This is a genomic window from Mycetocola sp. Y791 (genome assembly GCF_059445325.1).
Map to the genome: position 1 here is coordinate 739,047 of NZ_JCAIUC010000003.1, position 26,203 is coordinate 765,249.

Annotated in this window: 27 protein-coding genes; 3 read left to right on the forward strand and 24 right to left on the reverse strand. The window is 65.4% G+C overall.

From position 1 onward, the window contains the following. Positions 1–177: 177 nt before the first annotated feature. Positions 178–1,038 carry an Fpg/Nei family DNA glycosylase gene (locus tag AC1C2N_RS12540; protein WP_495434158.1) on the forward strand — a complete coding sequence of 287 codons (861 nt, stop codon included), beginning with the start codon at positions 178–180 and terminating at the stop codon, positions 1,036–1,038. Here AC1C2N_RS12540 and AC1C2N_RS12545 read toward each other — a convergent pair. From AC1C2N_RS12545 to AC1C2N_RS12595, 11 genes are all read right to left on the reverse strand, one after another. Further along, entirely contained in the window at positions 1,031–2,320 is a 1,290-nt protein-coding gene (locus AC1C2N_RS12545; RefSeq protein ID WP_495434159.1) for a low temperature requirement protein A, read from the reverse strand. The genes AC1C2N_RS12540 and AC1C2N_RS12545 overlap by 8 nt on opposite strands. 56 nt (positions 2,321–2,376) lie before the next feature. Further along, positions 2,377–2,700 (reverse strand): DUF2469 domain-containing protein, encoded by a 324-nt coding sequence (locus AC1C2N_RS12550; protein ID WP_108391321.1) that lies wholly within the window; start codon positions 2,698–2,700, stop codon positions 2,377–2,379. A gap of 12 nt (positions 2,701–2,712) precedes the next feature. Beyond that, positions 2,713–3,357: a ribonuclease HII gene (gene rnhB / locus AC1C2N_RS12555; protein ID WP_495434229.1), complete on the reverse strand. Its 645-nt coding sequence runs from the start codon at positions 3,355–3,357 to the stop codon at positions 2,713–2,715. Next, positions 3,357–4,106, reverse strand: coding sequence for a signal peptidase I (gene lepB / locus AC1C2N_RS12560; protein ID WP_483404431.1), 750 nt, complete (start codon positions 4,104–4,106; stop codon positions 3,357–3,359). Before lepB ends, rnhB begins: the two co-directional genes overlap by 1 nt. Before the next feature lie 71 nt (positions 4,107–4,177). Then, positions 4,178–4,525 carry a 50S ribosomal protein L19 gene (gene rplS, locus AC1C2N_RS12565; protein ID WP_483404432.1) on the reverse strand — a complete coding sequence of 116 codons (348 nt, stop codon included), beginning with the start codon at positions 4,523–4,525 and terminating at the stop codon, positions 4,178–4,180. A 177-nt stretch (positions 4,526–4,702) separates the two neighbouring features. Further along, entirely contained in the window at positions 4,703–5,203 is a 501-nt protein-coding gene (locus AC1C2N_RS12570) for a hypothetical protein (RefSeq protein WP_483404433.1), read from the reverse strand. A gap of 56 nt (positions 5,204–5,259) precedes the next feature. Further along, positions 5,260–5,967 (reverse strand): tRNA (guanosine(37)-N1)-methyltransferase TrmD, encoded by a 708-nt coding sequence (gene trmD, locus AC1C2N_RS12575; protein WP_483404434.1) that lies wholly within the window; start codon positions 5,965–5,967, stop codon positions 5,260–5,262. Positions 5,968–6,061: 94 nt separating this feature from the next. Continuing rightward, on the reverse strand, positions 6,062–6,748 hold the full coding sequence (gene rimM / locus AC1C2N_RS12580) for a ribosome maturation factor RimM (RefSeq protein ID WP_483404435.1): 687 nt from the start codon (positions 6,746–6,748) through the stop codon (positions 6,062–6,064). Between the two features lie 16 nt (positions 6,749–6,764). Then, on the reverse strand, positions 6,765–7,001 hold the full coding sequence (locus tag AC1C2N_RS12585; RefSeq protein ID WP_090709355.1) for an RNA-binding protein: 237 nt from the start codon (positions 6,999–7,001) through the stop codon (positions 6,765–6,767). Positions 7,002–7,004: 3 nt separating this feature from the next. Continuing rightward, positions 7,005–7,421 carry a 30S ribosomal protein S16 gene (gene rpsP / locus AC1C2N_RS12590; protein ID WP_108391333.1) on the reverse strand — a complete coding sequence of 139 codons (417 nt, stop codon included), beginning with the start codon at positions 7,419–7,421 and terminating at the stop codon, positions 7,005–7,007. Between the two features lie 177 nt (positions 7,422–7,598). After that, positions 7,599–8,390: an LLM class F420-dependent oxidoreductase gene (locus AC1C2N_RS12595; protein ID WP_483404436.1), complete on the reverse strand. Its 792-nt coding sequence runs from the start codon at positions 8,388–8,390 to the stop codon at positions 7,599–7,601. 84 nt (positions 8,391–8,474) lie between these two features. On the opposite strand from AC1C2N_RS12595, the gene AC1C2N_RS12600 reads away from it, so the two are divergent. Continuing rightward, the gene (locus AC1C2N_RS12600; protein WP_483404970.1) at positions 8,475–9,614 is read left to right on the forward strand and encodes a glutamate--cysteine ligase; all 1,140 of its coding nucleotides are present in this window, start codon (positions 8,475–8,477) and stop codon (positions 9,612–9,614) included. A gap of 138 nt (positions 9,615–9,752) precedes the next feature. Here AC1C2N_RS12600 and ffh read toward each other — a convergent pair whose 3' ends face one another. Genes ffh through smc form a run of 4 tightly spaced genes read right to left on the reverse strand, consistent with a single transcriptional unit; the run spans position 9,753 to position 16,322 of the window. After that, positions 9,753–11,324, reverse strand: coding sequence for a signal recognition particle protein (ffh, locus tag AC1C2N_RS12605; RefSeq protein ID WP_483404437.1), 1,572 nt, complete (start codon positions 11,322–11,324; stop codon positions 9,753–9,755). Positions 11,325–11,381: 57 nt separating this feature from the next. Next, positions 11,382–11,882, reverse strand: a complete 501-nt coding sequence (locus AC1C2N_RS12610) for a DUF2004 domain-containing protein (protein ID WP_483404438.1) — start codon at positions 11,880–11,882, stop codon at positions 11,382–11,384. A gap of 1 nt (position 11,883) precedes the next feature. Further along, entirely contained in the window at positions 11,884–12,759 is an 876-nt protein-coding gene (gene ftsY, locus AC1C2N_RS12615) for a signal recognition particle-docking protein FtsY (RefSeq protein WP_483404439.1), read from the reverse strand. A gap of 20 nt (positions 12,760–12,779) precedes the next feature. Further along, positions 12,780–16,322: a chromosome segregation protein SMC gene (gene smc, locus AC1C2N_RS12620; protein ID WP_495434160.1), complete on the reverse strand. Its 3,543-nt coding sequence runs from the start codon at positions 16,320–16,322 to the stop codon at positions 12,780–12,782. 186 nt (positions 16,323–16,508) lie between these two features. Between smc and AC1C2N_RS12625 the strand changes: the two genes are divergently transcribed. Further along, complete coding sequence (locus AC1C2N_RS12625) at positions 16,509–17,597, forward strand: GNAT family N-acetyltransferase (protein ID WP_495434161.1); 1,089 nt, start codon at positions 16,509–16,511, stop codon at positions 17,595–17,597. Positions 17,598–17,654: 57 nt separating this feature from the next. Here the strand turns inward: AC1C2N_RS12625 and AC1C2N_RS12630 are convergent, their stop codons facing one another. The 9 genes from AC1C2N_RS12630 to coaD all read right to left on the reverse strand — a co-directional run bounded on the left by AC1C2N_RS12630 (position 17,655) and on the right by coaD (position 26,170). Continuing rightward, the gene (locus AC1C2N_RS12630) at positions 17,655–18,224 is read right to left on the reverse strand and encodes a histidine phosphatase family protein (RefSeq protein ID WP_495434162.1); all 570 of its coding nucleotides are present in this window, start codon (positions 18,222–18,224) and stop codon (positions 17,655–17,657) included. 388 nt (positions 18,225–18,612) lie between these two features. Next, on the reverse strand, positions 18,613–19,509 hold the full coding sequence (gene mutM / locus AC1C2N_RS12635; protein ID WP_483404443.1) for a bifunctional DNA-formamidopyrimidine glycosylase/DNA-(apurinic or apyrimidinic site) lyase: 897 nt from the start codon (positions 19,507–19,509) through the stop codon (positions 18,613–18,615). Then, on the reverse strand, positions 19,493–20,158 hold the full coding sequence (rnc, locus tag AC1C2N_RS12640; RefSeq protein ID WP_483404971.1) for a ribonuclease III: 666 nt from the start codon (positions 20,156–20,158) through the stop codon (positions 19,493–19,495). Before rnc ends, mutM begins: the two co-directional genes overlap by 17 nt. A gap of 74 nt (positions 20,159–20,232) precedes the next feature. Further along, on the reverse strand, positions 20,233–20,436 hold the full coding sequence (gene rpmF / locus AC1C2N_RS12645) for a 50S ribosomal protein L32 (RefSeq protein WP_108391343.1): 204 nt from the start codon (positions 20,434–20,436) through the stop codon (positions 20,233–20,235). Between the two features lie 3 nt (positions 20,437–20,439). After that, positions 20,440–21,000, reverse strand: coding sequence for a YceD family protein (locus tag AC1C2N_RS12650; RefSeq protein WP_483404444.1), 561 nt, complete (start codon positions 20,998–21,000; stop codon positions 20,440–20,442). A 9-nt stretch (positions 21,001–21,009) separates the two neighbouring features. Then, positions 21,010–23,229 carry a transglutaminase TgpA family protein gene (locus AC1C2N_RS12655; RefSeq protein WP_495434163.1) on the reverse strand — a complete coding sequence of 740 codons (2,220 nt, stop codon included), beginning with the start codon at positions 23,227–23,229 and terminating at the stop codon, positions 21,010–21,012. 91 nt (positions 23,230–23,320) lie between these two features. Beyond that, a complete protein-coding gene (locus AC1C2N_RS12660) occupies positions 23,321–24,601 on the reverse strand; it encodes a DUF58 domain-containing protein (RefSeq protein WP_495434164.1) in 1,281 nt (426 codons plus the stop codon). A 61-nt stretch (positions 24,602–24,662) separates the two neighbouring features. Then, entirely contained in the window at positions 24,663–25,691 is a 1,029-nt protein-coding gene (locus AC1C2N_RS12665; protein WP_483404447.1) for an AAA family ATPase, read from the reverse strand. Continuing rightward, positions 25,688–26,170: a pantetheine-phosphate adenylyltransferase gene (coaD, locus tag AC1C2N_RS12670; RefSeq protein ID WP_483404448.1), complete on the reverse strand. Its 483-nt coding sequence runs from the start codon at positions 26,168–26,170 to the stop codon at positions 25,688–25,690. Before coaD ends, AC1C2N_RS12665 begins: the two co-directional genes overlap by 4 nt. Between the last annotated feature and the right edge of the window lie 33 nt (positions 26,171–26,203).

Below are 26,203 nucleotides of genomic sequence, written 5' to 3' on the forward strand. Positions count from 1 at the left end.
ACCCGTACTTCTGCGGATAACCGCGGCGCGTCATCCGCGTGGGGAGGACGGTCGTCCCGCTTCAGTTGTCACGAACGCACGCGTGCACGCCCGATAACCGCACTCTGTGACAACTGAAGGCCGGGGCGGCAGCCACGCCGCTGGACTGATGACCGCGGCGCGGGTCAGACTGGGGTCGTGCCAGAACTCCCCGAAGTACACGCGCTCACCGCCGACCTCGGCGCCCGCCTCACCGGCCGCGTCATCGAACGGCTCGAGGTCGTCGCGTTCGCCGCGCTCAAAACCTACGACCCGCCCGTCACAGCGCTCGCGGGCACAACCATCGATGGTGTCTCCCGCCACGGCAAGTTCCTCGACATTGCGGCGGACGACCTGCACATCGTTATCCACCTCGCGAGGGCCGGCTGGATCCGCTGGCGCGACAACGCGCCTGAGCGGTCGGCGCGGGGCGGAAAAACTGCACTCGCAGCGCGGCTCGTCCTCGATGACGGGTCAGGCATCGATATCACCGAAGCCGGCTCGAAGAAGAGCCTGTCGCTCTCGGTGGTTCGTGACCCGGCGGATGTCCCCGGGATCGCGCGGCTCGGCCCGGACCCGCTCGACGAAAGCTTCACCGTCGACGCCCTCGCAGCCATCCTCCGTTCGGCGGGGCGAGCGCAGCTCAAGGGCGTGCTGCGTAACCAGTCGGTGATCGCCGGCATCGGCAATGCCTACTCGGACGAGATCCTCCACACCGCCAGGATGTCTCCGTTCAAGCCGGCAACCCTCGACGATGAGGAAGTGGCGCGCCTCTACGACGCGATGCAGTTCACGCTGCGGAGCGCGATCGAGCGCGCTGACGGCCTCGCGGCATCCGAATTGAAGAAAGAGAAGAAGGCCGGCCTGCAGGTGCACGGCCGCACCGGCGAGCCCTGCCCGGTGTGTGGTGACATGGTGCGGCAGGTGATCTTCGCCGACTCGACGTTCCAGTACTGCCCGACCTGCCAGACCGGCGGGAAGGTGCTCGCCGACCGGGTGCTCTCGCGGCTGCTCAAGTAGGTCCTGAACCGGGCCGCAGTTGTTCCCCGAGGGCCCGGGCGAGAATGCGCTCCTGCCCTCGGTGTCCCGCCACCTCGAACGTGCCCACGACTACTGCTGGCGCTGCCATCGCCACCAGCAGGCAGGGGCCGAGCGGCGTGCCAGCACCCGCGAGCGCAACGGCGCACGCGAGCAGGACGAGGGAACAGGCAAGGGCCGCAACCTGGAATCGGGCGGTTTCACCCAGCAAAAGACTGTGCAGGATGAAGAGCGCGACCAGGAAAACCGCAACGGGAACCGCCACGGCCAGGACCGCCCCGCTCACCGCGATGTGCGCAGCATCCTCAACGACGTAAGCGGCGACGTGGAGCCCTGCACCGGTCGCGGCAATCGACGCGAAGAGAACGATGTGCCCGTATCCCCACACCCAGCTCCGCCTCCGGTGTCGCTCGAGCAGCCGCCCGGCCGGAAGCATGAAGTACATCCACCAGAGCCCGAAGGCAAGGCCGATACCTGCCACGACGAGTAACACCGCCTCGGCGCTCCAGCCGTGCTTCTCGACAACGGCCGCCACCGACGCGACCGAACCGAGAATGACTTCGCCGAGCGCAATGATCGTGAGCAGTCCGTAACGCTCGGCGATGTGGTGCGGGTGCCATCCGGTGTTCCCGAACCGCTTCTCGGCGGTGAGTGGGCCCGCGAGCTCGGTGAGGTACAGCATGACGGCGAAGACGCAGAACGCCAGGAGCGGCACGTCGATCACGGCAAGTACGGTCCAGCCGATCTGGGCGACGGCGATGAATCCGACGTACGTGAGCGCCACCCTGCGCCTCGGCGGGTCGCTCCGCGCGGCCCGCAGCCACTGGGCAACCATCGCGATGCGCATGACGACGTACCCGGCGACCACGACCCGGTTGTCGAGGTACTCGCCATGGTCGACCGACTCGAAGACGGCGGGCAGGCCGAGCGCCAGCACGAGAACGCCGATCATCTGCACCATTGTCGTTACCCGGAAGAACCAGTCGTCGGTGTCGTATGCCGATGCGAACCAGGTGAAGTTGATCCACGCCCAGCAGATTGCAAACATGCTGAAGGAGAACGCGAGAACAGCGGACGCCGTGTGGCCTTCTGCCAGCAGATGCGCCAGTTGGGAGCTGGCCTGGCTGATCGCCACGACGAACGTGAGGTCGAAGAGCAGCTCGAGTGGAGTCGCACCGCGGTGTGGCTCGGCGGGGTCCCGACCCGACATCCGGATCAGGCGGTGGCCAGTGCCTCGCCCCGTTCCGGCATCAGTCTCCGCCATGGAGACAATAGTCGCACGCGAAAGCGACGCAATCGAGGCCTCGGGAGCCGGGCGCCCTACTCGTCGAGCGCGAGTTCCTTCGGAAGCTCGAAGTCGCGGGTGGAGAGTTCCTCGATGTTGACATCCTTGAACGTCAGCACCCGCACGCTCTTCACGAAACGGTCGGACCGGTAGACGTCCCAGACCCACACGTCGGTCATGGTGATCTCGAAGTAGAAGTCGTGCTCGGTGTCGCGGCGAACGAGGTCGACGTCATTCGCCAGATAGAACCGGCGCTCCGTCTCGATCACGTACTTGAACTGCGACACAACGTCGCGATACTCGCGATACAGGGCCAGCTCGACCTCGCGGTCGTAGTCCTCGAACTCGTCTTCTTCCATGGTGAGTCCATCCTACGCGTAGGAAACCAGCCAGCTCTTCCTGTGGAATTCGGTCGTACCGAGCGTGCGGATGGCGTCGAGGTGTTCGCCGCTTCCGTAGCCCTTATTGCCGCTCCAGCCGTAGCCGGGAAGCACAGCATCCTCGGCGATCATCATCGCGTCACGGTGCACTTTTGCGAGGACGGATGCCGCTGCGACCGACACGCAATCCCGGTCGGCCTTGATCCGGGTCCGGACGTCGAGCGGCGTCGACAGCACCGGGCTCAGCCAGTCATGGTTCCCGTCGAGGAGGATCACGCTCGAGGAGACGTCTGCGCCCTGTGAGTGAAGCAACTGAAGTGCCCGCTTGCCGGCGAGGCCGAGGCAGTGGACGATGCCGAGGTCGTCGACCTCCCGCGCGTCGGCGATTCCGACGGCGCCGAACAGCACCCACTTCCTGAGCAGCGGTTCGAGTTCCTCGCGCCGCTTCTGGCTGAGCAGTTTGGAATCGCGCAGCCCCTCGGGGTGGGCGCCGCAGGTCTCGGCGACGACAGCCATACCGACGGCGACAGGACCTGCGACAGCGCCGCGGCCGACTTCGTCACACCCGATCACGAACCGGGAACCGGCCGAGAAGAATTCCCGCTCGACGAGGTCGGTCGGGTCGCAGACCGCCATCATGACCCTTCCGGGTCCCGGATTCCGGCAAAGACCGACGGATGGTTGTCGAGCCAGCCCCAGTGCGAACTCGGCCAGCTGATGACGAAGGCGCGGCCGACAACATTATCGATGGGGACGAACCCGTTGCCGGGCTGTTCGCGGTTGTACCGCGAGTCCTTCGAGTTGTACCGGTTATCGCCCATCACCCAGAGCGAGTTGTCGGGAACCGTGACGTCGAAGGCGTCCTTCGACACGGTGGCGACCCCGGCGGGAAGCGTGACGTATGGCTCGTTCAGCGGAACGCCGTTGACGGTCATCTGCCCGAGGGCGTTGCAGCAGACAACATGGTCACCGGGAAGGCCGATGACGCGTTTAATGAGGTGGTCGTCGCTGTCAGAGGCCGACAGCCCGATCGCCGAGAGCACCCAGTCGGCCGCGGCGATCAGCGGAGCCTGCTCCGGCTCGACCGACGGCGGCAGCCAGCCGCCCGGATCGCGGAACACGACAACGTCGCCGCGCTGGACGTCGATGAGGTCAGGCACCAGCTCGTTGACGAGAATGCGGTCGTCGATCTGAAGGGTTTGCTCCATGGAGCTCGACGGGATGAAGAACGACCGGACGAGGAACGTCTTGATGAGAAAGGAGACGAGCAGGGCGACGACGAAGATAACGAGCACATCCCTCACGAAGAGGAGCGCGCCTTTCTTCTGCGATCGTCGTCGCAACCTGGCGGACGTATCGTCCGCTGGCACTGTGATATCTGTCATATAACCGCCCGAGCTCCCCACCAGTTTATCGGTGGGGAGCTCGGTGAAGTTTCGCTGAGTTCTCAGAAACCTTAGTTGAAGCGCTTTTCCTTGATCTTCGCCTTCTTGCCGCGCAGTTCGCGGAGGAAGTAGAGCTTGGCACGACGGACATCACCGCGGGTGATGACCTCGATCTGCTCGATCACCGGGGAGTGCACCGGGAACTTGCGCTCGACGCCAACGCCGAAGCTGACCTTGCGGACGGCGAAGGTCTCGCGGACGCCTTCGCCCTGGCGACCGATCACGATGCCCTGGAAGACCTGGATTCGAGAACGGCTGCCCTCAACGATGTTGACGTGAACCTTGACCGTGTCACCGGCGCGGAATTCAGGGATGTCGCTTTTGAGGGATGCTGCATCGACACTGTCGAGGATGTGCATGATAGTTCGCTCTCTGTAACCGCCACAGGTCGACTACGAATAAGGGGTTGAGTTGATGTGTGTCCGCTTGCCCTGAAAAGTCAGGGCGAAGGCGCTTACTCCCCTGTGGCAGAGTCCGGCCGCGGCACAATGTTCTATTCTGTCATGAATCGGATGCCACGCGCAAAGCGGGGTGGGCTACGGCTCGTCCCTGGGGTTCTCCCTGACGATGATTACCTGCTCACTCGCCACGCCGGTCGCACCGGGGGGAACCCGGCCGATGGTGGGCGCCGTCGCCATTTGCTCGAACTCGGCGAGGGTCTCCCGCGCGCGCTTCGCGGCATCCTTGAAGAACGCCCACACCGAGTACCAGAACGCGACGATGCCGGCGAGTACTCCGAGGACGGCGAATGTCGTGGTGTTGTCACCGAACAACCCGAAGCCAATGATGAACACGTGCCAGAGAGTGAGTACGAGGACGTCCCACCAGTTCACGGCTTTCTCGCGGCGTACCGTCGGGCGGGCGTAGATCAGCAGGGATACCGCGGCGAGGGCGAGGAAGAGAATCGGCATGGCGATGACGAGGCCGACGAACTCCCAGCCGCCACCGCCGAAGATGCCCCAGCCGATAAGCGGCCAGATGGGAAGGGCGACGGATGCGACGAGCATCCAGGTCCGATATACCCGGCGTACGATCATGGCCCAAGCCTAGGCCCGTGTGCTGGGAATATCCCCCCGCGTGCCGGACCGATCGCTCAGGGCTGAAGCAGGTCCGGACGCACCCGTCTGGTGCGTTCGAGTTGCTGCTCACGGCGCCACGCGGCGATTGCAGCGTGATTACCGCTCAGCAGCACCGGAGGAACGTCGAGGCCGCGCCAGGAGGCCGGCTTGGTGTAGCTCGGTGCCTCGAGGAGTCCGTCTTCGTGCGACTCTTCGACGAGGGAATGCGGGTTGCCGACGACACCGGGAATCAGCCGACCGATTGCTTCGATCATTGCCATCACGGCGACCTCTCCCCCGTTCAGGACGTAGTCGCCGAGGCTGACGAGCCGAACCCGCGCCCGGGTTGCCGTGTCATCGAACACGCGCTGGTCGATGCCCTCATAGCGACCGCACCCGAACACCAGGTGTTCCTCGGTGGAGAGCTCGCGGGCCATCGACTGCGTGAAGACCTCACCGGCCGGCGAGGGGAAGATGACGAGGGGCCCCTTCTCGTGGTCGGCCTCCGAACCGTCTGCGGCGAGAATGCCGTCGAGGGTTTTCCCCCACGGCTCAGGCTTCATCACCATCCCTGCACCGCCGCCGTACGGGGTGTCGTCGACGGTGCGGTGGCGGTCCGTCGTGGCATCGCGGAGGTTGTGCACGCCGAGGTCGATGATTCCGGCCTGCCGTGCCTTGCCGAGGAGGGAGATATCGAGCACATCGAAGAACTCGGGAAAGATCGTGACGATGTCGATACGCATATGAGAAATCCTAGGTGGCACGGGGCGGACGCCGGACGCGGCCCTTGCTGGCGGGGACGCCGGTCGCCCGGCGGCCTGCATCGTGAAACCGGGGTTAGCGGTCTGTGTGGCCTGAATCCGCGACGTCCGCAGCGGACTCGGCAGAGGCATCCGCTTCATCAGCGTCGGTTTCAGCGACGTCAGCATCAGCCTCAACACCGTCAGCGGCATCCGCGTCGACCGGCACGTCAGTCTCGTCATCGGGCTCGTCCGGCAACTCCTCGAAGAGGCCAGGCGGTGGCGTGATGGTGACGATCCCCGCGGCGATGTCCACAGCGGGAACGAGCGCCTTCACGAACGGAAGCATGACCTCGCCCTGAGGCGTCTTCACGATGAGAAGGTCCTGTGCCGGGAAGTGCTCGACCCGGGCAACGGAGCCAATGGTCTGGCCATCACGCGAGACAGCGAGCCCGACCAGCTGGTGGTCGTACCACGCGTCTTCCTCCTGCGAAGGCTCAGCGGAATCCTGTTCGATCCAGAGGATCGCTTTCACGAGGGTTTCCGCCTCGGAGCGATCGGTGACACCCTCGAAGAACCCGACGGCGTGGCCGTTGTACCAGCGCAGCTCGCTCAGAGTGAGCGTCTTGCCGTGCCAGGGCGATCCTGTCGGAACCTGGAGGGTGAAGACGGCGCCGGGGACAAATCGTCTGCCGGGGTCGTCGGTGAAGAGTTCGAGCTTGATGGCTCCCTTGAGCCCGTGGGCCTTCGTGAGCCGACCCACCCGCAGTTGGGTCTTCGGCATTTTGTCGGTGCTCACCTTAGGAATCGGTGTCGACGACGTCGACGCGGACGCGTCGGCCATCGGCGAGGGCTGAAACCAGTGTGCGCAGTGCCTTTGCCGTGCGGCCTGAACGGCCGATCACACGGCCGAGGTCCTCGGGGTTCACGCGAACCTCGAGGACCTCACCGCGTGGTGAGCTCTGCGCTACGACGGTCACGTCGTCCGGATTGTCAACAATCCCCTTGACGAGGTGTTCGAGAGCAGGTGCGAGCAATTGTTACGCCTTGTCTTCTTCTGCAGCGGTCTCGTCAGCGGCAGGAGCCTCTTCCTTGACGGCCGGCTTCTCTGCCTTTGGCTTGAGGACCGGCTTCTTCTTCTCGTCTGCGACGAAGGGAACCTTGGGCTCCTTCACCTTGACGGTGGAAACAGCGTCCTTGTCACCCTTGAACTTGCCCCAGTCACCTGTGAGCTTGAGAAGAGCGGCAACCTGCTCGGTCGGCTGTGCGCCAACGGAGAGCCAGTACTGCGCGCGGTCAGACTTGACCTCGATGAAGGAGGGGTTCTCGGTGGGGTGGTACTTGCCGATTTCCTCGATGACGCGGCCGTCGCGCTTGGTGCGCGAGTCAGCAACGACGATGCGGTAGTACGGCGCACGGATCTTACCCATGCGCTTCAAACGAATCTTGACAGACACAATTCTCCTGAATTATTTGTTGTGTGATTGTGCTCGTCACCGGGAGCGTGGGGGCACACTCGGTCCGAAAGCCTTCTAATGCTGTAGCGCCTGATTAGAGGGTCGGGCGAGTACAGACTCGACTAACCATTCTGTCAGATATTTCGGCGTTGTGTGACCACGTTCGGTTGCCGGTCCCTAGCCGTTCATGCGGTCGCGCCAGTCCAGCCAGCGCTTGACCTTCGCGATGTCGTAGTCGGGCCCGCTGAGTCCGATCGTGAACATCGTCGTTCCGAGTTCGAGAAGCTTCTCGGCGTTCTCCTCGCTCGAATCTCGTATCTCCGTGGAAATCTCGATCTCGCTGACGTCGCGGCCAACGTCTTCTCCGTGTGCGCGGAGAACCTCGAGCTTCTCGGCAAGCACCTCCGGCGTGCTGAAGCTGTGCCAGATGTCGGCGTGCTCAGCGACGATGCGCAGTGTCTTCTTGACGCCGCCTCCCCCGATCATGATGGGGATCTTCCGCACCGGTGGCGGGTTGAGCTTCGACCACCGCTCTCTGATCACCGGAAGGTCGTTCGCGAGAGCGGCGATCCGTGAGCCAGGGGTGCCGAACTCGTAGCCGTACTCGTCGTAGTCGCGCTCGCACCAGCCGGCGCCGGTGCCGAAGATGAAGCGGCCACCCGAGATGTGGTCGAGGGTCCTGGCCATGTCGGCCTGAAGGTTAGCGTTCCGGTAACTGTTGCAGTTCACGAGCGTGCCGAATTCGACACGGCTCGTCTGCTCTGCCCAGGCGCCGAGCATCGTCCACGCCTCGAAGTGGAGCCCGTCAGGCTCGCCCGACAGCGGGAAGAAGTGGTCCCAGTTGAACAGGATGTCGACGCCAGCGTCTTCGAGTTCGGATACTGCGTCGCGGATGGTCCGGTATTGGGCGTGCTGTGGTGCCAGTTGCACGCCGATACGAACCGGTCGTTGTGCGTGAGTTGTCGTCATGCCTAGAGCCTAGATCCACAGCGCCGCCGCGCGTGGAATGATGAAAGGGTGCTGCGCTCCCGCGCGGCGGATGCGGACAACGGTATGGGCATTGAGTTCACGCGATCTGAACGGTCGACCGTCGGGATCGAGTGGGAACTCGCCCTCGTCGACCGCGACACAGGTGAACTCGTTTCCGCCGCTGACGAGGTGCTCCAGGACCTCGAGAGCCCCGAAGGCCAGCCGCACCCCCGGATCACCGGTGAACTCCTCCTCAACACCATCGAGCTTGTGAGTGCGGTTCACCACCGGGTCTCCGACGCCGTCGCCGATCTCGATGCCCAGCTCACCGAGGTCCGTCGTGTCACAGATCCCCGCGGCATTGAACTGATCGGAAGCGGTTCACACCCGTTCGGGCAGTGGTACGACCAGCCTGTTGCAAACAAGGCGAGGTACCACAAGCTCATCGAGCGCACCCAGTGGTGGGGACGCAACATGCTCATCTGGGGCATGCATGTGCACGTTGGCATTGAAGACCGCGACAAGGTCATCCCCATCCTCAACAGCATGCTCAGGTTCTTCCCGCACCTGCAGGCCCTGAGCGCGTCGAGCCCGTACTGGGGCGGCATCGACACCGGATACGCGTCCAACCGTTCGCTAATGTTCCAGCAGCTTCCAACGGCCGGGCTGCCGTACCAGGTCGCGGACTGGGCCGAATTCGAAGCGTACGTCCAGGACATGACGGCGACGGGCACTATCGACGACTACACCGAGGTGCGCTGGGACATCCGACCATCTCCGCACTGGGGAACCATCGAGGTCAGGTTCTGCGACGGCGCCTCGACACACGCCGAGCTTGCCGCGGTCGCTTCCCTCATCCACTGCCTCGTCGAGCACCTCTCGACGCTCCTCGACGAGGGACACGAGCTGCCCACCCTGCCGCCGTGGTACGTGCGCGAGAACAAGTGGCGATCAGCACGCTACGGCCTCGACGCGACCATCATCACCGACAGGCACGGCACGGAACGGTCCGTGACAGACGACATCCGTGACCTCGTCGGTTCTCTCGCGCCGATCGCCGAGCGGCTCGGTTGCGCCCAGGAACTCGCCTCGATCCCGTCGATCATCGACACCGGCGGCAGCTACACCCGCCAGCAGGCGACCGCGGCAGAGAACGAGGGCGACCTCACCGCCGTGGTCAAGTCACTGATCGGCGAGCTCAGAGCCGGCTTCGTCAGCCACTGATCCGGCAGCCCCTGACACGCAGCTCTGACCCGGCAGCCCCCGATACGAGAACACCCGTTCCGGTCGAGAACATCCGCTGTAACGGGTGTGTTCTCGACCGGAACGGGTGTGTTCGCTGAGACGCGGAGTGACCGGGGGTCAGTTCCCGAGGAACTTCTGCAGGGTCGCGAGTTCTTCCTCAGTGGGGGCGGCCTGGCCTTGACCGGTCGCGCCGCCGAGTCCGAACCCGGTTCCACCGGGCGTCAGGGCAGCACCGGGCTTGGTGCCCGACGCGAGAGCCGCATTTTCCGTCGCGCGCTTGGCGGGGTTACCGCTCTTCGAACCCTTTTTCTTGGGCTGCTGCTTCTTCGAGCCGCCGCTGCGCGCACCGGGGATGGGTCCCATGCCCGGGATCTGCGGCACGCCACCCTTGGCGACGGTCTTCATCATCTTCGCGGCCTGCTCGAACCGGTTCACGAGGGCGTTGACCTCGGTCACCGTCGAGCCCGAACCGCGCGCGATGCGCAGGCGGCGCGAGCCGTTGAGCAGCTTCGAGTTCTGGCGTTCGGCGAGGGTCATCGACTGGATGATGGCCTCGGTGCGAACGATCTCGCGCTCGTCGAACGAATCCAGCTGCTGCTTCATCTGGCCCATGCCCGGCAGCATGCCCATCATCTTCTTGATGGAGCCCATGTTGCGCAGCTGCTGCATCTGCTTGAGGAAGTCGTCGAGCGTGAAGGTCTCGGTCGAGAACTTCTCCGCCATCGCCATGGCTTCTTCTTCATCGAACGCCGACTGCGCCTGCTCGATGAGGGTGAGGATGTCACCGAGGTCGAGGATCCGGCTCGCCATCCGGTCGGGGTGGAACGGCTCGAAGTCGTCGAGTCCCTCACCCGTCGAGGCGAAGATGATCGGCCTGCCGGTGACGGATGCCACGCTCAGTGCGGCACCACCGCGGGCGTCGCCGTCAAGCTTCGACAGAACCACGCCGGTGAAGTCGACGCCTTCCTGGAACGCCTGGGCCGTCTTGACGGCATCCTGACCGATCATGGCGTCGATGACGAAGAGTACTTCGTCGGGATCGATGGCCTTGCGGATGTTCGATGCCTGCTTCATCAGCTCGGCGTCGACGCCGAGGCGTCCGGCGGTGTCGACGATGACCGTGTCGAACTGCTTGGTTTTGGCGTAAGCGATCGAGTCCTTCGCGACCCGCACCGGGTCGCCGACACCGTTGCCCGGCTCGGGAGCGTAGATCGCGACTCCGGCCTGCTCGGCGACGACGGTCAGCTGCGTTACCGCGTTGGGGCGCTGGAGGTCGGCGGCGACGAGGAGCGGCGTGTGACCGTCTTTCGCGAGCCACTTGGCGAGCTTGCCCGCGAGGGTGGTCTTACCCGCACCCTGGAGACCGGCGAGCATGATGACCGTCGGCGGGTTCTTCGCGAACTCGAGACGACGCTGCTGCCCACCGAGGATGGCGACGAGCTCGTCGTTGACGATCTGAACGACCTGCTGTGCCGGGTTGAGCGCCTTGTTGACCTCATCGCTGAGGGCGCGTTCACGGACCTTGCCGGTGAATTCCTTGACGACGTCGAGGGCGACGTCGGCGTCGAGCAGGGCGCGACGAATCTCGCGGACTGTACCGTCGACATCCGATGCCGACAGCGAACCCTTCTTGCGGAGGTTCTTAAAAGTCTCGGAGAGCCGGTCTGAGAGGTTTCCAAAAGTAGCCATTTGAGATCCAGTTTACCGAGCGTCGGCGGTACCGGGTGACGTTGTGGCTGTGAGTGTCTACTCGAGCAGTTCGATGCCGACCGACTCGCCCCGGTTCGACAGCGAGACGACGAGCGCGAGGTCGGAGTTGTCCGGGTCGAACGCGAACTCGAACGACGCAAACGGCGCGCCCTCACCGGTCTGGTGGGGGTGGATCGCGACGCGGATGAGCTGGAGCGAACGGATGATGTCGACGTCGTTGTCCCCTGACCGGTCGACGAGCATCTCGGGCAGGTCCTCTCCCACCTCTTCGACGGTCGCTTCGATGAAGCTCGTCACGTCAGAGCTGCGGTTGTCGACGTCACTGAGCATGGCCTCACGGGCACGCAGGTCGAGCCCGTCGAGGGAACTGACGAAACCGGCAGCGGTGTCGAGCCCTTCGACGGTGACGGTCCGGTCACCGGGAGAACTCACCGAGACGTCGACGGGCTGATCGCCGACCTCGACGGTCTCCGACCAGTAGATTCCACCGTTCGCGTCGCTTTCGAGCGCGCCGAAGAAGTCGTGTTCCGTTGTCATATCAGCCAACCAGTTTCTGTGCGAACACGTGCGGGGTGAAGCCGGTGAGGTCGTGGATGCCCTCGCCCTGGCCAACGAGCTTGATCGGAATGCCGGTCTTCTCCTGGACCGCAAGCACGAAGCCGCCCTTCGCTGACCCGTCCAGCTTGGTGAGGACGAGGCCGGTCACCCCGGCATGCTCAATGAATGCTTCGGCCTGGGAGAGCCCGTTCTGACCTGTCGTCGCGTCGAGCACGAGGAGCACCTCGGAGATCGGTGCCTGCTTCTCGACGACCCGGCGGATCTTGGAGAGCTCGTCCATCAGACCGCCCTTGGTCTGCAGCCGTCCGGCCGTGTCGATGAGGACGATCTCGATGCCGTTCCTCTTGGCGAAGTCAACGGTCTGGAAGGCGACGGATGCCGGGTCCTGGCCGTGCTGCTGCGGGCGCACGATCTGCGCTCCCCCGCGCTCAGCCCAGGTGGCGAGCTGCTCGACGGCAGCGGCGCGGAAGGTGTCAGCCGCTCCGACGACGACAGTGCGTCCGTACGTGCCGAGGAACTTCGAGAACTTGCCGATCGTCGTGGTCTTGCCGACGCCGTTGACGCCGACGACGAGCACGACGGCGGGCCGCTCGGTGAGCTTCAACGTTGTGTCGTATTTCGAAAGACGCTCTTCGATCGATTCGCGGAGCATCCGCTGCAGGTCACGAGGGTCGGTGGTGCGGTACCTGTCGACCTTGGCGTGCAGGTCATCGATGACCGCCTCGGTGACATCCGGGCCGAAGTCAGCGGTGAGCAGCGCGTACTCGAGGTCTTCCCACGTGTTCTCGTCGATCGTGGGCTTGGAGAACATGCCCTTGAGAGCGCCCGAAAGGGACCAGGACGAAGTTTGTGCCATGTACTAAGACTAACGAGTCGTCAGCTCGCCTTCTCCTCGTTCGCCACCCGCTGACCCACGACCGCCGACACTCCGTCCTGCCGCATCGAGACGCCGTAGAGGGCATCCGCGATCTCCATCGTGCGCTTCTGGTGCGTGATCACGATGAGCTGGCTCGATCGCCGAAGGTCTTCGAAGATCGTGAGCAGGCGGCCGAGGTTCGCGTCGTCGAGCGCCGCCTCGACCTCGTCCATGATGTAAAACGGGCTCGGCCTCGCCTTGAAGATCGCGATGAGCAGGGCGACGGCGGCCAGTGAGCGTTCTCCACCGGAGAGGAGCGACAGCCGTTCGATCTTTTTGCCGGCCGGCTTCACGGTGACCTCGATGCCCGTGGTGAGCAGATCGTCGGGGTTGGTCAGCGAAATGCTACCGGTACCGCCGGGGAACAGCACCGGGAACACCTCACCGAATGCGGCGAGTGTGTCGTCGAAGGCGCTGGCGAAGATCGCCTGCATCTTGTCGTCGAGTTCCTCGATGATCGTCAGCAGGTCCTTGCGCGTGTTGGTGAGGTCGGTGAGCTGCTCGGTGAGGAACTTGTGTCGCTGTTCGAGCGCGGCGAACTCCTCGAGGGCGAGCGGGTTCACCCGCCCCAGCTGCGCCAGCTTGCGCTCCGCTTTCTCGAGCCGCTTCAGCTGTTCGGGGCGGGAGAAACGGATGCCGTCGCTCTCGTTCTCGTTGTCGTTGTCGGGTTCGTTTGAGGCCTGGTCGGTCGGGATAAGCACATCGGGCCCGTACTCGGCGACGAGCACGTCCTCGACCAGGCCCAGCTCCGAAGCGGCCCGTTCGAGCAGGCTGGAGAGATGCAGCTTCTTCTCGTAGATCTGCAGTTCGAGCCCGTGCACGTTCTCCGTGATCACCTGGAGCCGTTCACGCAGGCCCTGCTCCTCGCGGCGCAACCCGGTGAGCTCGGCATTCTGGCTCGCGCGTTCCTCCTCCGCCCTGGCCAGCACGAGTTTCGCCTCGGCAACGGACCCGTCAACGGAATCGAGCACGGAGGGAAGGATGTTCGCGACGGCGGTTGCCGCATCGATCTGGCGCCCGCGGATCACGGCGCGGCGCGCGGCTGCTTCGGCGGCGACCCGGTCGGATTCCATCTGCGCGAGCAGGTTCTTGACCCGCTGTTCCTCTGACCTGACGCGTTCCCTCGCCGTCTCAAGTTGCAGCCGGGACTCGATCTCACGCTCCCTGGCCTGCTCGAGTTCGACGAGGAGGGCTTCGCGCCCCGAAACGTCCAGGATCGGGCGGGGCCTCGAGCGCGCGGCATCCAGTTCGGCCCTAGCCTTGTTCGCTGCGGACTCCGCCTCGGCCACTGCGCCAGCAGACTGCGCGAACGCGGACTGAAGCCTGTCGCTCTCCGCGGTCGACGCCTCGACCTGGACCCGTGCCCTGTTGAGCTTCTCTGCCTGCGCCGCCAGCTGCGCGTCGAACTCGCGCAGTGCACCGAGAGCGGCGCGCGAGAGCTCCTTCGCTCCGGCGAGCGCCGTCCGCCGCTCGTCGAGTTCGAACCTGACGTCCTCGAGTGCCGAGGTCACCTCGGTCAGCCGCTCAGCCGCAGCGTCGCGCTCGGCGATGAGTTCGATGCGGCCCTGCTTGGCGCCCGATCCTCCTCGCAAAACGAAGTCCGTGAGCACGTCACCGGTGCGGGTGATCAGGGTGACGGGCCCGCCAAGCCTGCCGAGTTGTGGTGCGGCGCGGCGTGCTGCGTCGAGGTCTTCGGCGATTCCGATGAAAGTCAGGATGCCGAGCACACCGGTCGGCGCCGTGACCACACTCGTCGCGGGAACCACGCCCTCGATCGCAGGCCATTCGACCTGCCGCGCCGTGGCATCCGCCATCACGATTTCGACCCGACCGAGGTCGTGATCCTTCGCGTGCGCGATGGCGCGCTCGGCGGCAGCCCTGTCGTCAGCGAGGAGACCGTCAGCGAGCGTCCCGAGCGCCGATGCGATGGCCGCCTCGAATCCGGGCGTCACCGAGACGGCATCGGCGACGACACCGCGGATGCCGTCGAGCCCGGCGGCGATGAGGTCGGCTGAGCCGTCCTTGATGTTGAGTGCCCGGGAGAGGGCGCTGGTCTGTGCGGCGAGCGCGTCGCGCTCACGCTCGTGGCCATGGAGCAGTTCGCGGAGGCGTTCGATCTCGGCCTCGGTCTCGAACACCCGTGCCTGCGCGAGTTCGTAGGCTTCGTCGAGCCCGCTCTCCCCCGCGTCCACGTCAGCCGCGCTCTCCTCGACCTCGGCGAAGTGCCGCACGGCCGCCTCCCTGCGCTCAGTCGCGGCGGCGAGCGCGTTCTCCTGGCGGAGACGCTCGCCACGCACGGCGGCCAGCCGCGACGACGCGGCGTCGGCCTGCCCGCTGAGCTTCGTGATTTCCAGGTCGTGCCGGGAGACGAGGGCACTCTGGGCGGCGATCTCCATGTCGACGGCATCGAGTCGTTCGCGGGAGGCGAGGGTCGCCTGCTGGGCGGACCGCCACGCGTCTTCCGCCGTGAGGATGGCCTGCTTCAGTGCGTCGACCTCGGCCCGTGCGTCGTCGACCATGCTTCGCGTGACGCTCGAGGATGCGTCGAAGGTCTCTGACTGCGCTCCGAGGAGAGCGAGCCGCTGGTTGGCGAGGGTGAAGAGGTTGCGGAGCCGCTCCTGCACGGACTCGAGCGCGAAGCTCGTGCGCCGTGCCGCGTCGACGGCGTCGCCGACCTGGGCCTGCTCGATCCGCGCGATGCGCAGCTGTTTCTGCTCGAGCTGCTCCTGCAGCACGATGCGCTCGGTGTGCCTCTCGCTCTCGGTACGGCCATAACCGTCGAGCAAGGTCCTGAGCGTGACGACCTCATCGGCGAGCAGCCTCGCCTTGGCATCACGGACGATGGAGGCGATGGTCTGCGCTTCGCGGGCGACCTCAGCCTGTCGGCCGAGCGGCTTCAGCTGCCTGCGGATCTCCCCCGCCAGGTCGCTCAGCCTGGTGAGGTTGGTCTGCATGGCCTCGAGCTTGCGGAGCGTCTTCTCCTTGCGGCGTCGGTGCTTCAGGATGCCTGCGGCTTCCTCGATAAAGCCGCGACGTTCCTCCGGGCTCGCCCGAAGTACCGCATCGAGCTGGCCCTGACCGACGATGACGTGCATCTCGCGCCCGAGTCCTGAGTCGCTCAAGAGTTCCTGCACGTCGAGCAGCCTGCACGTGTCGCCGTTGATCGCGTACTCGCTGCCCCCGTTCCTGAACAGGGTGCGACTGATTGTCACCTCGGTGTATTCGATCGGGAGGGCACCGTCCGAGTTGTCGATGGTGAGGATGACCTGTGCGCGACCGAGCGGGCCGCGCGTCGACGTGCCAGCGAAAATGACGTCGTCCATCTTGCCGCCGCGGAGCGTTTTTGCGCCCTGTTCGCCCATCACCCAGGCCAGGGCGTCGACGACGTTGGACTTCCCGGATCCGTTCGGACCGACCACACAGGTCACGCCGGGTTCGAATGCAAAAGTCGTCGGCTGCGCGAACGATTTGAAGCCCTTCAGGGTGAGGCTCTTCAAATACACGCTGTCTCCGGTCTCTCCGCGCTTCTGCCACGCGAATTCTCAGCACTACCGTACCCAACGAACCGTCGTGAACCCCGACAGACCCGGGCATTCCCGCGAAATAGCCACCCTTTACAGCCCGATCGGCCGTGGCTAGGCTGATCCGCTGCCCGCGGCACGCCGGCACCAGACAGGTAGGGACGGAACATGGCTTTGCACCCGCTGATCGATGAGGTGTCGATCGAGGAACTCGCCATTCCCGCCACCCTCGATTCACCCGACGGCCGGTCGTTCGTCGAGATGGTGAACCTCCGCAACAGGGTCGAGGAGGAAGCGCTCGGCACGGACGACCTGACGCGGACGTCGAAGGAGTACCTTCCGGACTGGCATGACAGCTTCGCTCCCAAGCGGCTCTTCCTCGCCCGCCTGAACGGCCGTCTCGTCGGACGCGGAGTGTATGAGTGGCAGCCCGAGGAGGGTGCCCCCGCCGCGTTTCTCGAAATCGAGGTGGAGAGCGACGTTCGCCGGAGAGGTATCGGAACAGCTCTGCTCCGCGTGCTCGAGGCTCTTGCCGATAGCAACGGCCTGCGGGTGCTCCAGTCCTTCAGCATGCACCGGCCGTCGGAGACTAACGACGTCGTCGTGCCACCGACCGGCTTTGGCACCGTCGACCGGGACTCACCCGCCGTCCGGTTCGCCGAGGCTCACGGGTACAACCTCGAGCAGGTGGCGCGGGTGTCACGAATCGAACTCCCGATCGATCCGGAGGTGCTCGCGGATAACCGACGTGTCGCTGAATCACACGCGTCGGGCTACCGGGTCGTGCAGTGGGTGGGACGGTGCCCGGAACAGTGGCTCGCCGACATGGCACGGCTGCACCAGAGAATGTCGACGGATGCCCCTGCCGCCGGGCTCGAATTCGCTGAAGAGCAATGGGATGAGGGCCGCGTGGCCAACCTCGACGATCGCAACGAGGCCGGAGGGCGTATGAACCTGACCTCGGCTGCGCTGGATATCGCCACGAATCGGCTCGTCGGCTATACCGACATCGCGATCCCCGAAGCGAACGGCAAGACGGCCACCCAGGAGGACACGCTCGTGCTCCGCGAACACCGCGGACACCGGCTGGGAATGCTGCTGAAGCTCGCGAACCTCGAGCAGCTCATGCGTGTCTCGCCCGCGACACCCGCCATCATCACGTTCAACGCCGAGGAGAACCGTCCGATGCTGAGTGTGAACGAAGCCGTCGGCTTTGTCCCCGTGGCGTATGAAGCGTCGTGGAAAAAGGTGGTGTGACCGGAGCTCCCTGTCTGGGCCAGTCCACTGTCGCTCCGGGGCCAGCGAGGCCGTCGCTCAGCCGACGGGAAGCTCTGCGACCGGTTCGTCGTTGACGCTCAGCACGCGCCAGCCCTCGCCCAACCGGTCGAACGTCGCGACAGACGCGTTACGGATCTGGTCGAACCGGCGTCCGGCGAGCGACGACAGCGTGTACCGGATGATCGTGCCGTGACAGACGATGAGTGTGTTGCGATCGCCGTAGTCGGCGTGCACGCGCTCGATGGCCGCCGTGCCGCGCTCGACCACCGACTCGAGCGATTCGAGGCCGGGGAAGTCCCTGTCTGGCCAGCGCTCGGCGATGACCTCGGCGGTTGCGCCCTCGGCCTCGCCGTAATTCCGTTCGACGAGTTCGTCGTATGCGGGGCCGAGTTCGATGCCGAGGCCCTCCGCGATGATCGACGCGGTCTCCCGAGCGCGGCGGAGAGGCGAGCTGACGATGACTTCCCAGTTCACTCCATCCAGCGTCGCGATCGCGTCACGCGCCTGCTGCCGACCAGTCTCATTGAGGGGAATATCGGTGGAACCCTGGAGTCGGTTCTCGAAGTTCCAGTCGGTCTGGCCGTGGCGAATGAAAGCGAGTGTCATACATCCATCTTCCCCGCGGCCGGGCGTTCGCCCTAACCGGCAGGTCGGGGCACAGGTCATATGTCGGCGGCGCAGACACAGGAAGCAGGGGCAAAAGCGCCACAAAGCGGCTCGTTTGTTGAAGCCAACGGTGAGGAGCCCCGGCGGTTCGGTGGTCGCAAACGCACGCGACGGAGCGCTATGGCATGCATTTGCGACAGTTGAACCCAACGGCACCCGGATGCCGGGGCGGGGTAGCGCAGTCGTGGGCGGTTCGGTGGTCGCAAATGCACGTTACGGAGCGCTCTTGCCTGCATTTGCGACAGTTGAAGCCCACGGCGCACGGATGCCGGGACGGCGCGGTGCAGGCGGGGCGACCAGAGGGTGGTCGCGGTTGCAGGCGGGGTGCTCAGCGTCGACGCTGGCAGCGCGGGCAGAAGTGCGACGACCGGTTCATGAACTTCTCCCGCCGAAGCGGTGTCCCACAGCGGGGGCACGGCTGGCCCTGGCGCCCGTAGGCATTGAGGCTGTGCGCGAAATACCCGCTCGCCCCGTTCACGTTGACGTATTGCGCGTCAAAACTCGTCCCGCCCTCGGCCAGGGCCTTCTCGAGCACGGCACGCACCTCGGTGAGCAGCACGCCGGCTCTCCGCTTCGACAGAGAGGACGCCGGCTGCTCGTAGTGGATCTTCGCAGCCCACAGCGCTTCATCGGCGTAGATGTTGCCAATGCCGGAGACCAGGGTCTGATCGAGAAGTGCGCGTTTAACCCCTGTGCCCTTGCGGCCAAGGCGCTCCAGGAACCCGCCGTCGTCGAAGGCCTCGTCGAGCGGATCCCGCGCTATGTGGGCCACCTGGCTCGGCACGCGTGCGGGTCCTGGGACCGCACCGGAGAAACCTCCCGGTTGGCCGTCCGGCGTTCGCAGCAGGGTGTCGACAGCCATCCCGCCGAAGATGCGCTGGTCGACGAAATTGACGAGCAGTTCGCCATGCTCTGGTGACTCGATGCCGATGCGGATGCGCGTCAGCCGGTCGTCGGTCCCCGGCGAACGCAGCAGCATCTGTCCGCTCATGCCGAGGTGGGTGACGAGGGCCGTGTCGTTATCGAGCGGAAACCACAGGAACTTGCCACGACGCGTTGCAGCGAGGATCCGTCGCCCCTCGAGCAGGTCCACGAAGACCCCGGATGCCGCCGGATGGCGTTTGAGGCTCCTCGCGTCGAGAACGTCGACGCTCGTGATCAGCGCACGGGTGACGGCGGGCTCGAGGCCGGCTCGCACCACCTCGACCTCAGGAAGCTCGGGCACTCAGCTCGGTCCATGCGGTGAGCGCTGCCGCCATCTCGGCGTGTTTCTTGCTCGAACCCTCACCGACGGCGGTCACGAGGGAGCCCACGGTCACCGTGGCGACGAACACACGGTTGTGGTCTGGCCCTGACGCTTCGATCTCGTAGACGGGAGCCGGAGCGTTGAAGCGAGCGGCGACTTCCTGCAGGCTCGTCTTCGGGTCCATTGCCGCACCGAATCGTGCGGGATCTTCGAGGAGCGGTTCGACCAGTCGCAGCACGAGTGCAGAGGCTGTCTCGAGGCCCTGGTCCAGGTACACGGCACCGATGAGAGCTTCCATGGTGTCGGCGAGGATGGACGCCTTATCGCGTCCGCCGGTGAGCTCTTCGCCCCGCCCGAGCTTCAGGTGGGCGCCGAGGCCGATCGTCCTCGCGATTTCGGCGAGGGCGGCCGTCGACACGACACTCGCACGCATTTTGGCGAGGGAACCCTCTGGCAGATCCGGGTTCTCCCGGTACAGCTTTTGGGTAACGCTCAAACCCAGCACCGAATCGCCGAGGAACTCGAGGCGTTCGTTGTGCGGGATGCCGCCGTTTTCGTACGCAAAAGAGCGGTGTGTGAGCGCATGCTCCAACACCGCTTCGTTAAGCGACACACCGAGGGCCGCCAGTAGCGACCCTCGGTCTGTCGTGCTGTCTGTTACCGACACTTCTCAGCCTTCGGTCTCAGCGAGCGAAGCGCTGACTAAACGTCGGCGACCTTGCGGCCCTTGTATTCCATGAAGAGCGCGGTGCCGGCGGAGTCTTCGACGACCTTGGCGCGGTGCGGAAGGCTGTATGTAACCTTGCCGTTCTCAACGGTCTTCACCAGGGTGGGGGCTTCAGCCTTCCACTGCGCACGGCGTGCACGGGTGGAGGCTCGTGACATTTTCCGCTTCGGAACAGCCATGACTTATCTCTCTTCTTTGCTTGGAGCATCCGAGTTGTCGGAGCTTGGGTCTTGGGAGAACCCGGCGAGCGCGGACCAGCGAGGATCCAGGTGCTCTTGGGGTTTTCTATCCGGGTTATCTGCCAGTCGCTCGCCGGTCTCTGGGTCGAGTCCGGGGCAATCTGGCCGGCATACCGGCTGAAACGGCAGTGATAAAACCACTGCGTCTCTGATCAGAGGTTCAAGATCCACATGGTCATTGTGAACCTCTAGGTCAGAAGCTTCTTCACCAGAGTACGCGAAAAGCTCCTGAAACTCGACTTGGACGCTCTGGGAGATGTCAATCAGGCATCTTCCGCACTCTCCGGTCGCAACAGTTTCGGCTTCGGCGGTAACGAGGATCCCCTCGTGGACCGACTCAAGGCGGACCCGTTCGTAGACGGGCGTTCCCTGGGTGACGGCAATGAGGCCAGCGCCCCAGGTCTCCGGAGCGTCGACGGTGATGTCGCGTTCCTGCATTTCACCCGGTCGCCGCACGAGGTCGCGGACGTTCACCGCGAATGGCAGTTTGGTGTATTTGGTCACCGAGAAATTCTACAGTGACCTTGGCACGCCCGCTGAGCGTCCGCTGGGTGTTCCTTGCAAAACGGATGCCGGTGCGAGCGTCGCGCGCAACCGAACGGGCAGCGTCGACGCCGTCGCCATCGCTCGCGTGAGGCGTTCGACGTCCGCGACGAGCGCTTCGCCCGAACTCGGCCCGGCTCGCGCCGCGAATCTGAGCCGTTCGACACTCTCGAGCAGGCGATCCAGGGCCTCGGCGTCGGGACCGGACAGCGCCACCGCCCGGGTGAGCTGCGCGGCGAACCCGCGGGGGGTTTCGGCGCCATTCATCCCGACGCCGAAATCGAGTGCCGCCTCGCTCAGCTCCTGCCAGGCGTCGACGGGGCCGGCGCGTCCGGTTCTGAGGGCGCGGAACCGGCGGCGGCGCCGCAGGCTTCTCCTCACCCAGGGGAACGCGACGATGGCGAGGACGATTACCCCGAAGGCGGCGATGATCCCGACGGGAGGTGCGGAGTCGACCTGCGACGAACCGGTCTGTGTTGTCGGCGCCTGCTCGACCGGAGTGCGCTCCTGTGCATTCCGATTGGCGGAGTCCAGGTCATTCGGGTTCGCCGTCGGGCTGCCTTGAGACACCGATGTCGCGTAGTCGGGAACGTACCCTCGCCCCGGTGTTGGTTCGAACGGGACCCAGCCGACGCCGGAGAAATACAGTTCCGGCCAGGAGTGAAGATCGTCGGTCGCAACCGCATAGTTGCGCCGGTCCCCCGCGCTCCCCAGCCTGTCACCGGGGAGGTAGCCGAGTGCCACCCTGGCCGGGATGCCAAGCACCCTCGCCATGATGGCCATCGCTGAGGCGTAGTGGACGCAGTACCCGCTCTTCTTCTCGAGGAACTTGGCGATGACGTCGAAGCCGTCACCGTCATAGCCGTCCTCGACAGGGGCCTCGACGGAGTAGGTGAAGTCGGTGCTCCGCAGGTACTGCTGGAGCGCGAACGCCCGGTCGAACCCGTTCGTCGACTCCCCAACGAGCTGGGCGGCTGTATCAGTGATGATCGAGGGGATCTCATCAGGAAGTTCAAGGAACCGGCTGACGGAGTCCGGATACGCGCCGGGAGAGGCGATCAGTTGCTCCCGTGTCGGCTTGATCAGCACGCTCTCGGCGATGTACGACTGCCCGCTTGCGCTCGACAGGCGACTCGAGAGAGTGAGCCCGTCGACGTCCCACGACCAGCGCCCGGAGAGCCCGAAGACGCGCACGCTCGGGAACGGGACCGGAACCCAGGGCGCCACCATGGCCGCGACCTCGACGGTCGTCGTCGTTGGCTCCGTGGCCACCTCAGCGGACAGCCCGGGGACGTCGACCATGAGGTCTGGTTCGTTGAAGACACGATCGTTCGAACGGCTCGCAGACCAGGTGGTCCCGTCGAACTGATCGAGGGTCAGAAGACGGAAATACAGCGACTCATCGGTCGTCGTGGTGTAGGTGAACTGGCGGGCCCCTCCCGGTCGCCTCAGGTCTTTTCCGAGGTCGACGAGGGGGCTCACGCCGCGTCCGAATGTCGAACCACCCGTTGCCTGGAAGAGGCTCTCGCCGTTGTAACCGGGGGCGAGCGCCGCCGCCAGCAGTGCACCGATGACGGCGAAAGCGCCGATGCCGAGCATTCCCCTCGGGTGCCGCGCTGCCGACTGGCGCACCCTCGTGTCGGCGGCGAGGAGCACGAGATACGCGGCGGCGCACAGGGCGAGCGCGACCAGGTTGACCTCACCGATGACGAAGCCGGGAACCAGTGCGATGGCGACAACCGGGATGCCGGCGAGCGCCGGCATCCGGACGACGACCGCGAGCAGGTCACAGAGAAGGGCGAATGCGCCAGCCCCCACCGCGAGGACGAAGAGAATTCCGACGTCGGCGTTCGCCGGCGTGCCCTGACGGCTGATCGAGCGGAACCCGTCCGACATCAGTTCGCGGAAGGTTTCGGCGGTGTCCCAGGTGGGGACGACGAGGGCCAGCGCGGTGTCGGGAGCGAAAAACAGCACGAGCATCGCGACCCAGACGACACCACCGATGAGCGACCCGAGAGCCGGCCTCGCGCCGAGGCCCCGGGCCGTTGCCGCGGAGCAGAGGACAACGGCGCCGAGCATCGCGGTTCCCAGCCACCACGAGGCACCGCTAAGGAGCGGGGAAAGTGTCGAGATTGCCACCGTGTAGACCAGAAGGGTCGCGAGGCTCAGCGGCCACAGCCGCGCGCCCATCCTCTGCCTGGTGACATGATCACTTCCCGGCCGGTCTCCCGGCCCGGCTGTCGGCGGGGCCTTCGCCGCTGCCGGGCGCTCTGGGGCTGTTTTAGTTCCCGACACGGTCACGGCCCCTCCGGGCGGACTGTCCGCCGGTTGCCCCGAACGCGACGAGAGACCACGCCTCGACCACCGGCGTGCGTTCGGTGAACACGGCGGTTCGCCATCCGGCGTCGCCAAGAACCTGGGCCTCGGTCGAGTGGCCGCGGCTCGCCTGGTTCTCGGCGGGGACGAAGAAAGCGACGGCGGGGGCTGCGTTGATCTTCATCCCCGCCAGCCGCCGGGCTCCCGTCGGAGACACCTGTCCGAGAACCGCGAAGACGGGCATCACCTTTCCCGTTCTCCTGATCACCGTCGCAAGTCCGGCGGTCACGTCATAGCCGTCCGGCACCGGGTAGCGCTGCGTTTCGGCGAGGGTATCGAGCAGGGCGGGTGCAGCGCCGGGCTCGAACCGTGAGATGCGGTACGGCGACGTCCCCTCAGTGCTCGGGATGGCATCCGTCGCTGATTCGACGAGGGAGACCTGGTAGCCCGCATCAAGAAGGTGCACGCCGAGCGACGCAACGAGCTCGACCATGCGTTCGAAGTGAGCGTCGGAGGTGGCACCGTTCGCCTCCCCCCTGCCGGCGAGGGCGGTGTCGAGCACGATTGCTGCTTCCGGGTCGCCCTGGCGCTCTTCCTGCCTCACCATGAGTTCGCCCCTGCGGGCCGTTTGACTCCAGTGCACGCGACGCAGCGAGTCGCCGGTGCGGTACTCCCTGGCGATGAGTTCGTCGGCACGCTGGGCCGCGAAGTGGTTCAGTTCGTGACGGACGCCGTCGCCGCTGGCATTCGCGAGCCCCGCATTGGCGAGCACACTGACGCGCGGCGTAATCGAGATCTCCCTGGTGCCGGCGATCGCGCGCTCGGCAACGACGAGCCCGAACGGGTCACCGTGGGTGACCCACAGCGGACCGATCGGGTACCGCCCCCTGTGGGAGGACCTGAGCTCGTATTCGATGTCAGTGGAGTAACCACGCCCGCGCTGCCACCTGCCTCGCGCCAGTTCGCCGGTCGGCGTTCGCCCGAAGACAGCCGGAACCTGCTCGATCCAGACGGTCGCGGTTTCCAGGTCACTCTTCGACGTCACCCTGGTGTGCACGACCGCGGGCTGGCCGACCATCACGCTCGGTGGCGAGAACGAGCGAACCGCGGCGAGCCTGGGCCTGTGGGCCTGGATGTACACAACGCAGCCCACGAACAGCAGCACCAAGAACGCGGACAGGTAGAGGCCTTCCCTCCTGTCGATGAGGGTCGCGCCGACGAGAACAGCGCCAGCGGTGAGAAGCACACTCCAGCCGCGCCTCGTGGGCCGAACGGCCCGCGAACTCCCACGGCTGGGCGTCGGCATCTCAGGTCCCTGTTGTGCGTGACGGCGGCACTGCCGTCTCGTCGATGATGCCGTCGATGATGTCGCGGATGAGTTCGTCCGTGTGCTGGTGGTTGCCGAGCGCCCTGCTCGTCGGCATCAGGCGATGGCCGAGGACAGCGTTCGCGAGCGCATCGATGTCATCGGGAAGAACGAAATCCCTGCCCTCGACGAGCGCGAAGCTCTTCGCAGCCCGCACGAGCTGGAGCGTCGCGCGCGGGCTCCCTCCGAGCCTGAGGTCGGGATGTTCGCGGGTCGCGCGCAGGATCCGGACCGCATACTCCTTGACGGCATCAGAGACGTAAACGTCCCGAACGCTCGCCATCAGGCGCTGCACAGCGGATGCCGAGACAACGGGGGCAAGATCGGCGAGCGGATTCGTGACGTCCCGCGAAGCGAGCATGCTGAGTTCGGCGGACTCATCGGGGTAACCCATCGAAATGCGCGCCATGAACCTGTCTCGCTGGGCCTCAGGGAGCGCGTATGTCCCCTCCATCTCGATCGGGTTCTGGGTTGCGATCACGGTGAACGGCGTGGCCAGATGGTAGGTGGTCCCGTCCACGGTGACCTGACGCTCCTCCATGCACTCGAGCAGGGCGGATTGCGTTTTGGGTGACGCCCTGTTGATCTCGTCGCCGATCACGATGTTCGCGAAGACCGCGCCAGGCTTGAACTCAAACCGCCGCTCGGCCTGGTTGTACACGGAGATTCCGGTGACGTCACTCGGCAGGAGATCCGGCGTGAACTGGATGCGGCTGACCGTCGCCGTGATGGACCGGGCGAGCGCCTTCGCCAGCATCGTCTTCCCGACGCCCGGCACATCCTCGATGAGCAGGTGTCCCTCGGCGAGGAGCACCGTGAGCGCCGTGCGCACCACCCGGTGTTTCCCGTCGATCACCGACTCCACATTGCGGATGATGTCCGAGGCGAGGCGATGCGCGTCGCGGATGTCGAAGCCCGCGGTCTCTTCGACCGCCGTGGCCTTGCCGTCCGTCGCCGGGATCGAAGTCATGATCGCTGGAGGAACCGGGTCACTGCAGCTGGCACGTACGGGCTGACATCCCCGCCGAGGGAGGACACCTGTCGCACGAGAGAACTCGACACGTGGGCATGGGCGGGATCAGGCAGCATGAACACCGTCTCGACGCCGGCGAGGTGCCGGTTGACGATCGCCATCGGTGTTTCATAGGCCACGTCGACCTGTGAACGGATGCCTTTCACCAGGACAGAGGCGCCGACGTCGGTCGCGTAGTCGACGAGGAGCCCGACACTCCAGGACGCCACCACGATCTTGCCCGCTATCCCCGCGTCACGAATCGACTCCTCGAGGAGCGAGACGCGCTCAGAGATCGGCAGAAGGGCAACCTTCGACGGGTTGTGCACGACGAGCACGTGGAGCTCGTCGAAGAGGCCGGCCGCCCTCTCGATCACGTCAAGATGCCCCAGGGTGACGGGGTCAAACGAGCCTGGAACGACGGCGATCCTCTGCATGGCCTCAGCCTACCGGCACACACAAGAGTCACG

Excerpts from the sequence above, each read along its gene's own strand:
- AC1C2N_RS12545 (WP_495434159.1), bottom strand. The coding sequence starts at position 2,320 with ATGGCGGAGACTGATGCCGGAACGGGGCGAGGCACTGGCCACCGCCTG.
- AC1C2N_RS12550 (WP_108391321.1), bottom strand. The coding sequence starts at position 2,700 with ATGGAAGAAGACGAGTTCGAGGACTACGACCGCGAGGTCGAGCTGGCC.
- rnhB (WP_495434229.1), bottom strand. The coding sequence starts at position 3,357 with ATGGCGGTCTGCGACCCGACCGACCTCGTCGAGCGGGAATTCTTCTCG.
- lepB (WP_483404431.1), bottom strand. The coding sequence starts at position 4,106 with ATGACAGATATCACAGTGCCAGCGGACGATACGTCCGCCAGGTTGCGA.
- rplS (WP_483404432.1), bottom strand. The coding sequence starts at position 4,525 with ATGCACATCCTCGACAGTGTCGATGCAGCATCCCTCAAAAGCGACATC.
- AC1C2N_RS12570 (WP_483404433.1), bottom strand. The coding sequence starts at position 5,203 with ATGATCGTACGCCGGGTATATCGGACCTGGATGCTCGTCGCATCCGTC.
- trmD (WP_483404434.1), bottom strand. The coding sequence starts at position 5,967 with ATGCGTATCGACATCGTCACGATCTTTCCCGAGTTCTTCGATGTGCTC.
- rimM (WP_483404435.1), bottom strand. The coding sequence starts at position 6,748 with ATGCCGAAGACCCAACTGCGGGTGGGTCGGCTCACGAAGGCCCACGGG.
- AC1C2N_RS12595 (WP_483404436.1), bottom strand. The coding sequence starts at position 8,390 with ATGACGACAACTCACGCACAACGACCGGTTCGTATCGGCGTGCAACTG.
- AC1C2N_RS12600 (WP_483404970.1), top strand. The coding sequence starts at position 8,475 with ATGGGCATTGAGTTCACGCGATCTGAACGGTCGACCGTCGGGATCGAG.
- ffh (WP_483404437.1), bottom strand. The coding sequence starts at position 11,324 with ATGGCTACTTTTGGAAACCTCTCAGACCGGCTCTCCGAGACTTTTAAG.
- AC1C2N_RS12610 (WP_483404438.1), bottom strand. The coding sequence starts at position 11,882 with ATGACAACGGAACACGACTTCTTCGGCGCGCTCGAAAGCGACGCGAAC.
- ftsY (WP_483404439.1), bottom strand. The coding sequence starts at position 12,759 with ATGGCACAAACTTCGTCCTGGTCCCTTTCGGGCGCTCTCAAGGGCATG.
- AC1C2N_RS12625 (WP_495434161.1), top strand. The coding sequence starts at position 16,509 with ATGGCTTTGCACCCGCTGATCGATGAGGTGTCGATCGAGGAACTCGCC.
- AC1C2N_RS12630 (WP_495434162.1), bottom strand. The coding sequence starts at position 18,224 with ATGACACTCGCTTTCATTCGCCACGGCCAGACCGACTGGAACTTCGAG.
- rpmF (WP_108391343.1), bottom strand. The coding sequence starts at position 20,436 with ATGGCTGTTCCGAAGCGGAAAATGTCACGAGCCTCCACCCGTGCACGC.
- AC1C2N_RS12655 (WP_495434163.1), bottom strand. The coding sequence starts at position 23,229 with ATGGGCGCGCGGCTGTGGCCGCTGAGCCTCGCGACCCTTCTGGTCTAC.
- AC1C2N_RS12665 (WP_483404447.1), bottom strand. The coding sequence starts at position 25,691 with ATGACTTCGATCCCGGCGACGGACGGCAAGGCCACGGCGGTCGAAGAG.
- coaD (WP_483404448.1), bottom strand. The coding sequence starts at position 26,170 with ATGCAGAGGATCGCCGTCGTTCCAGGCTCGTTTGACCCCGTCACCCTG.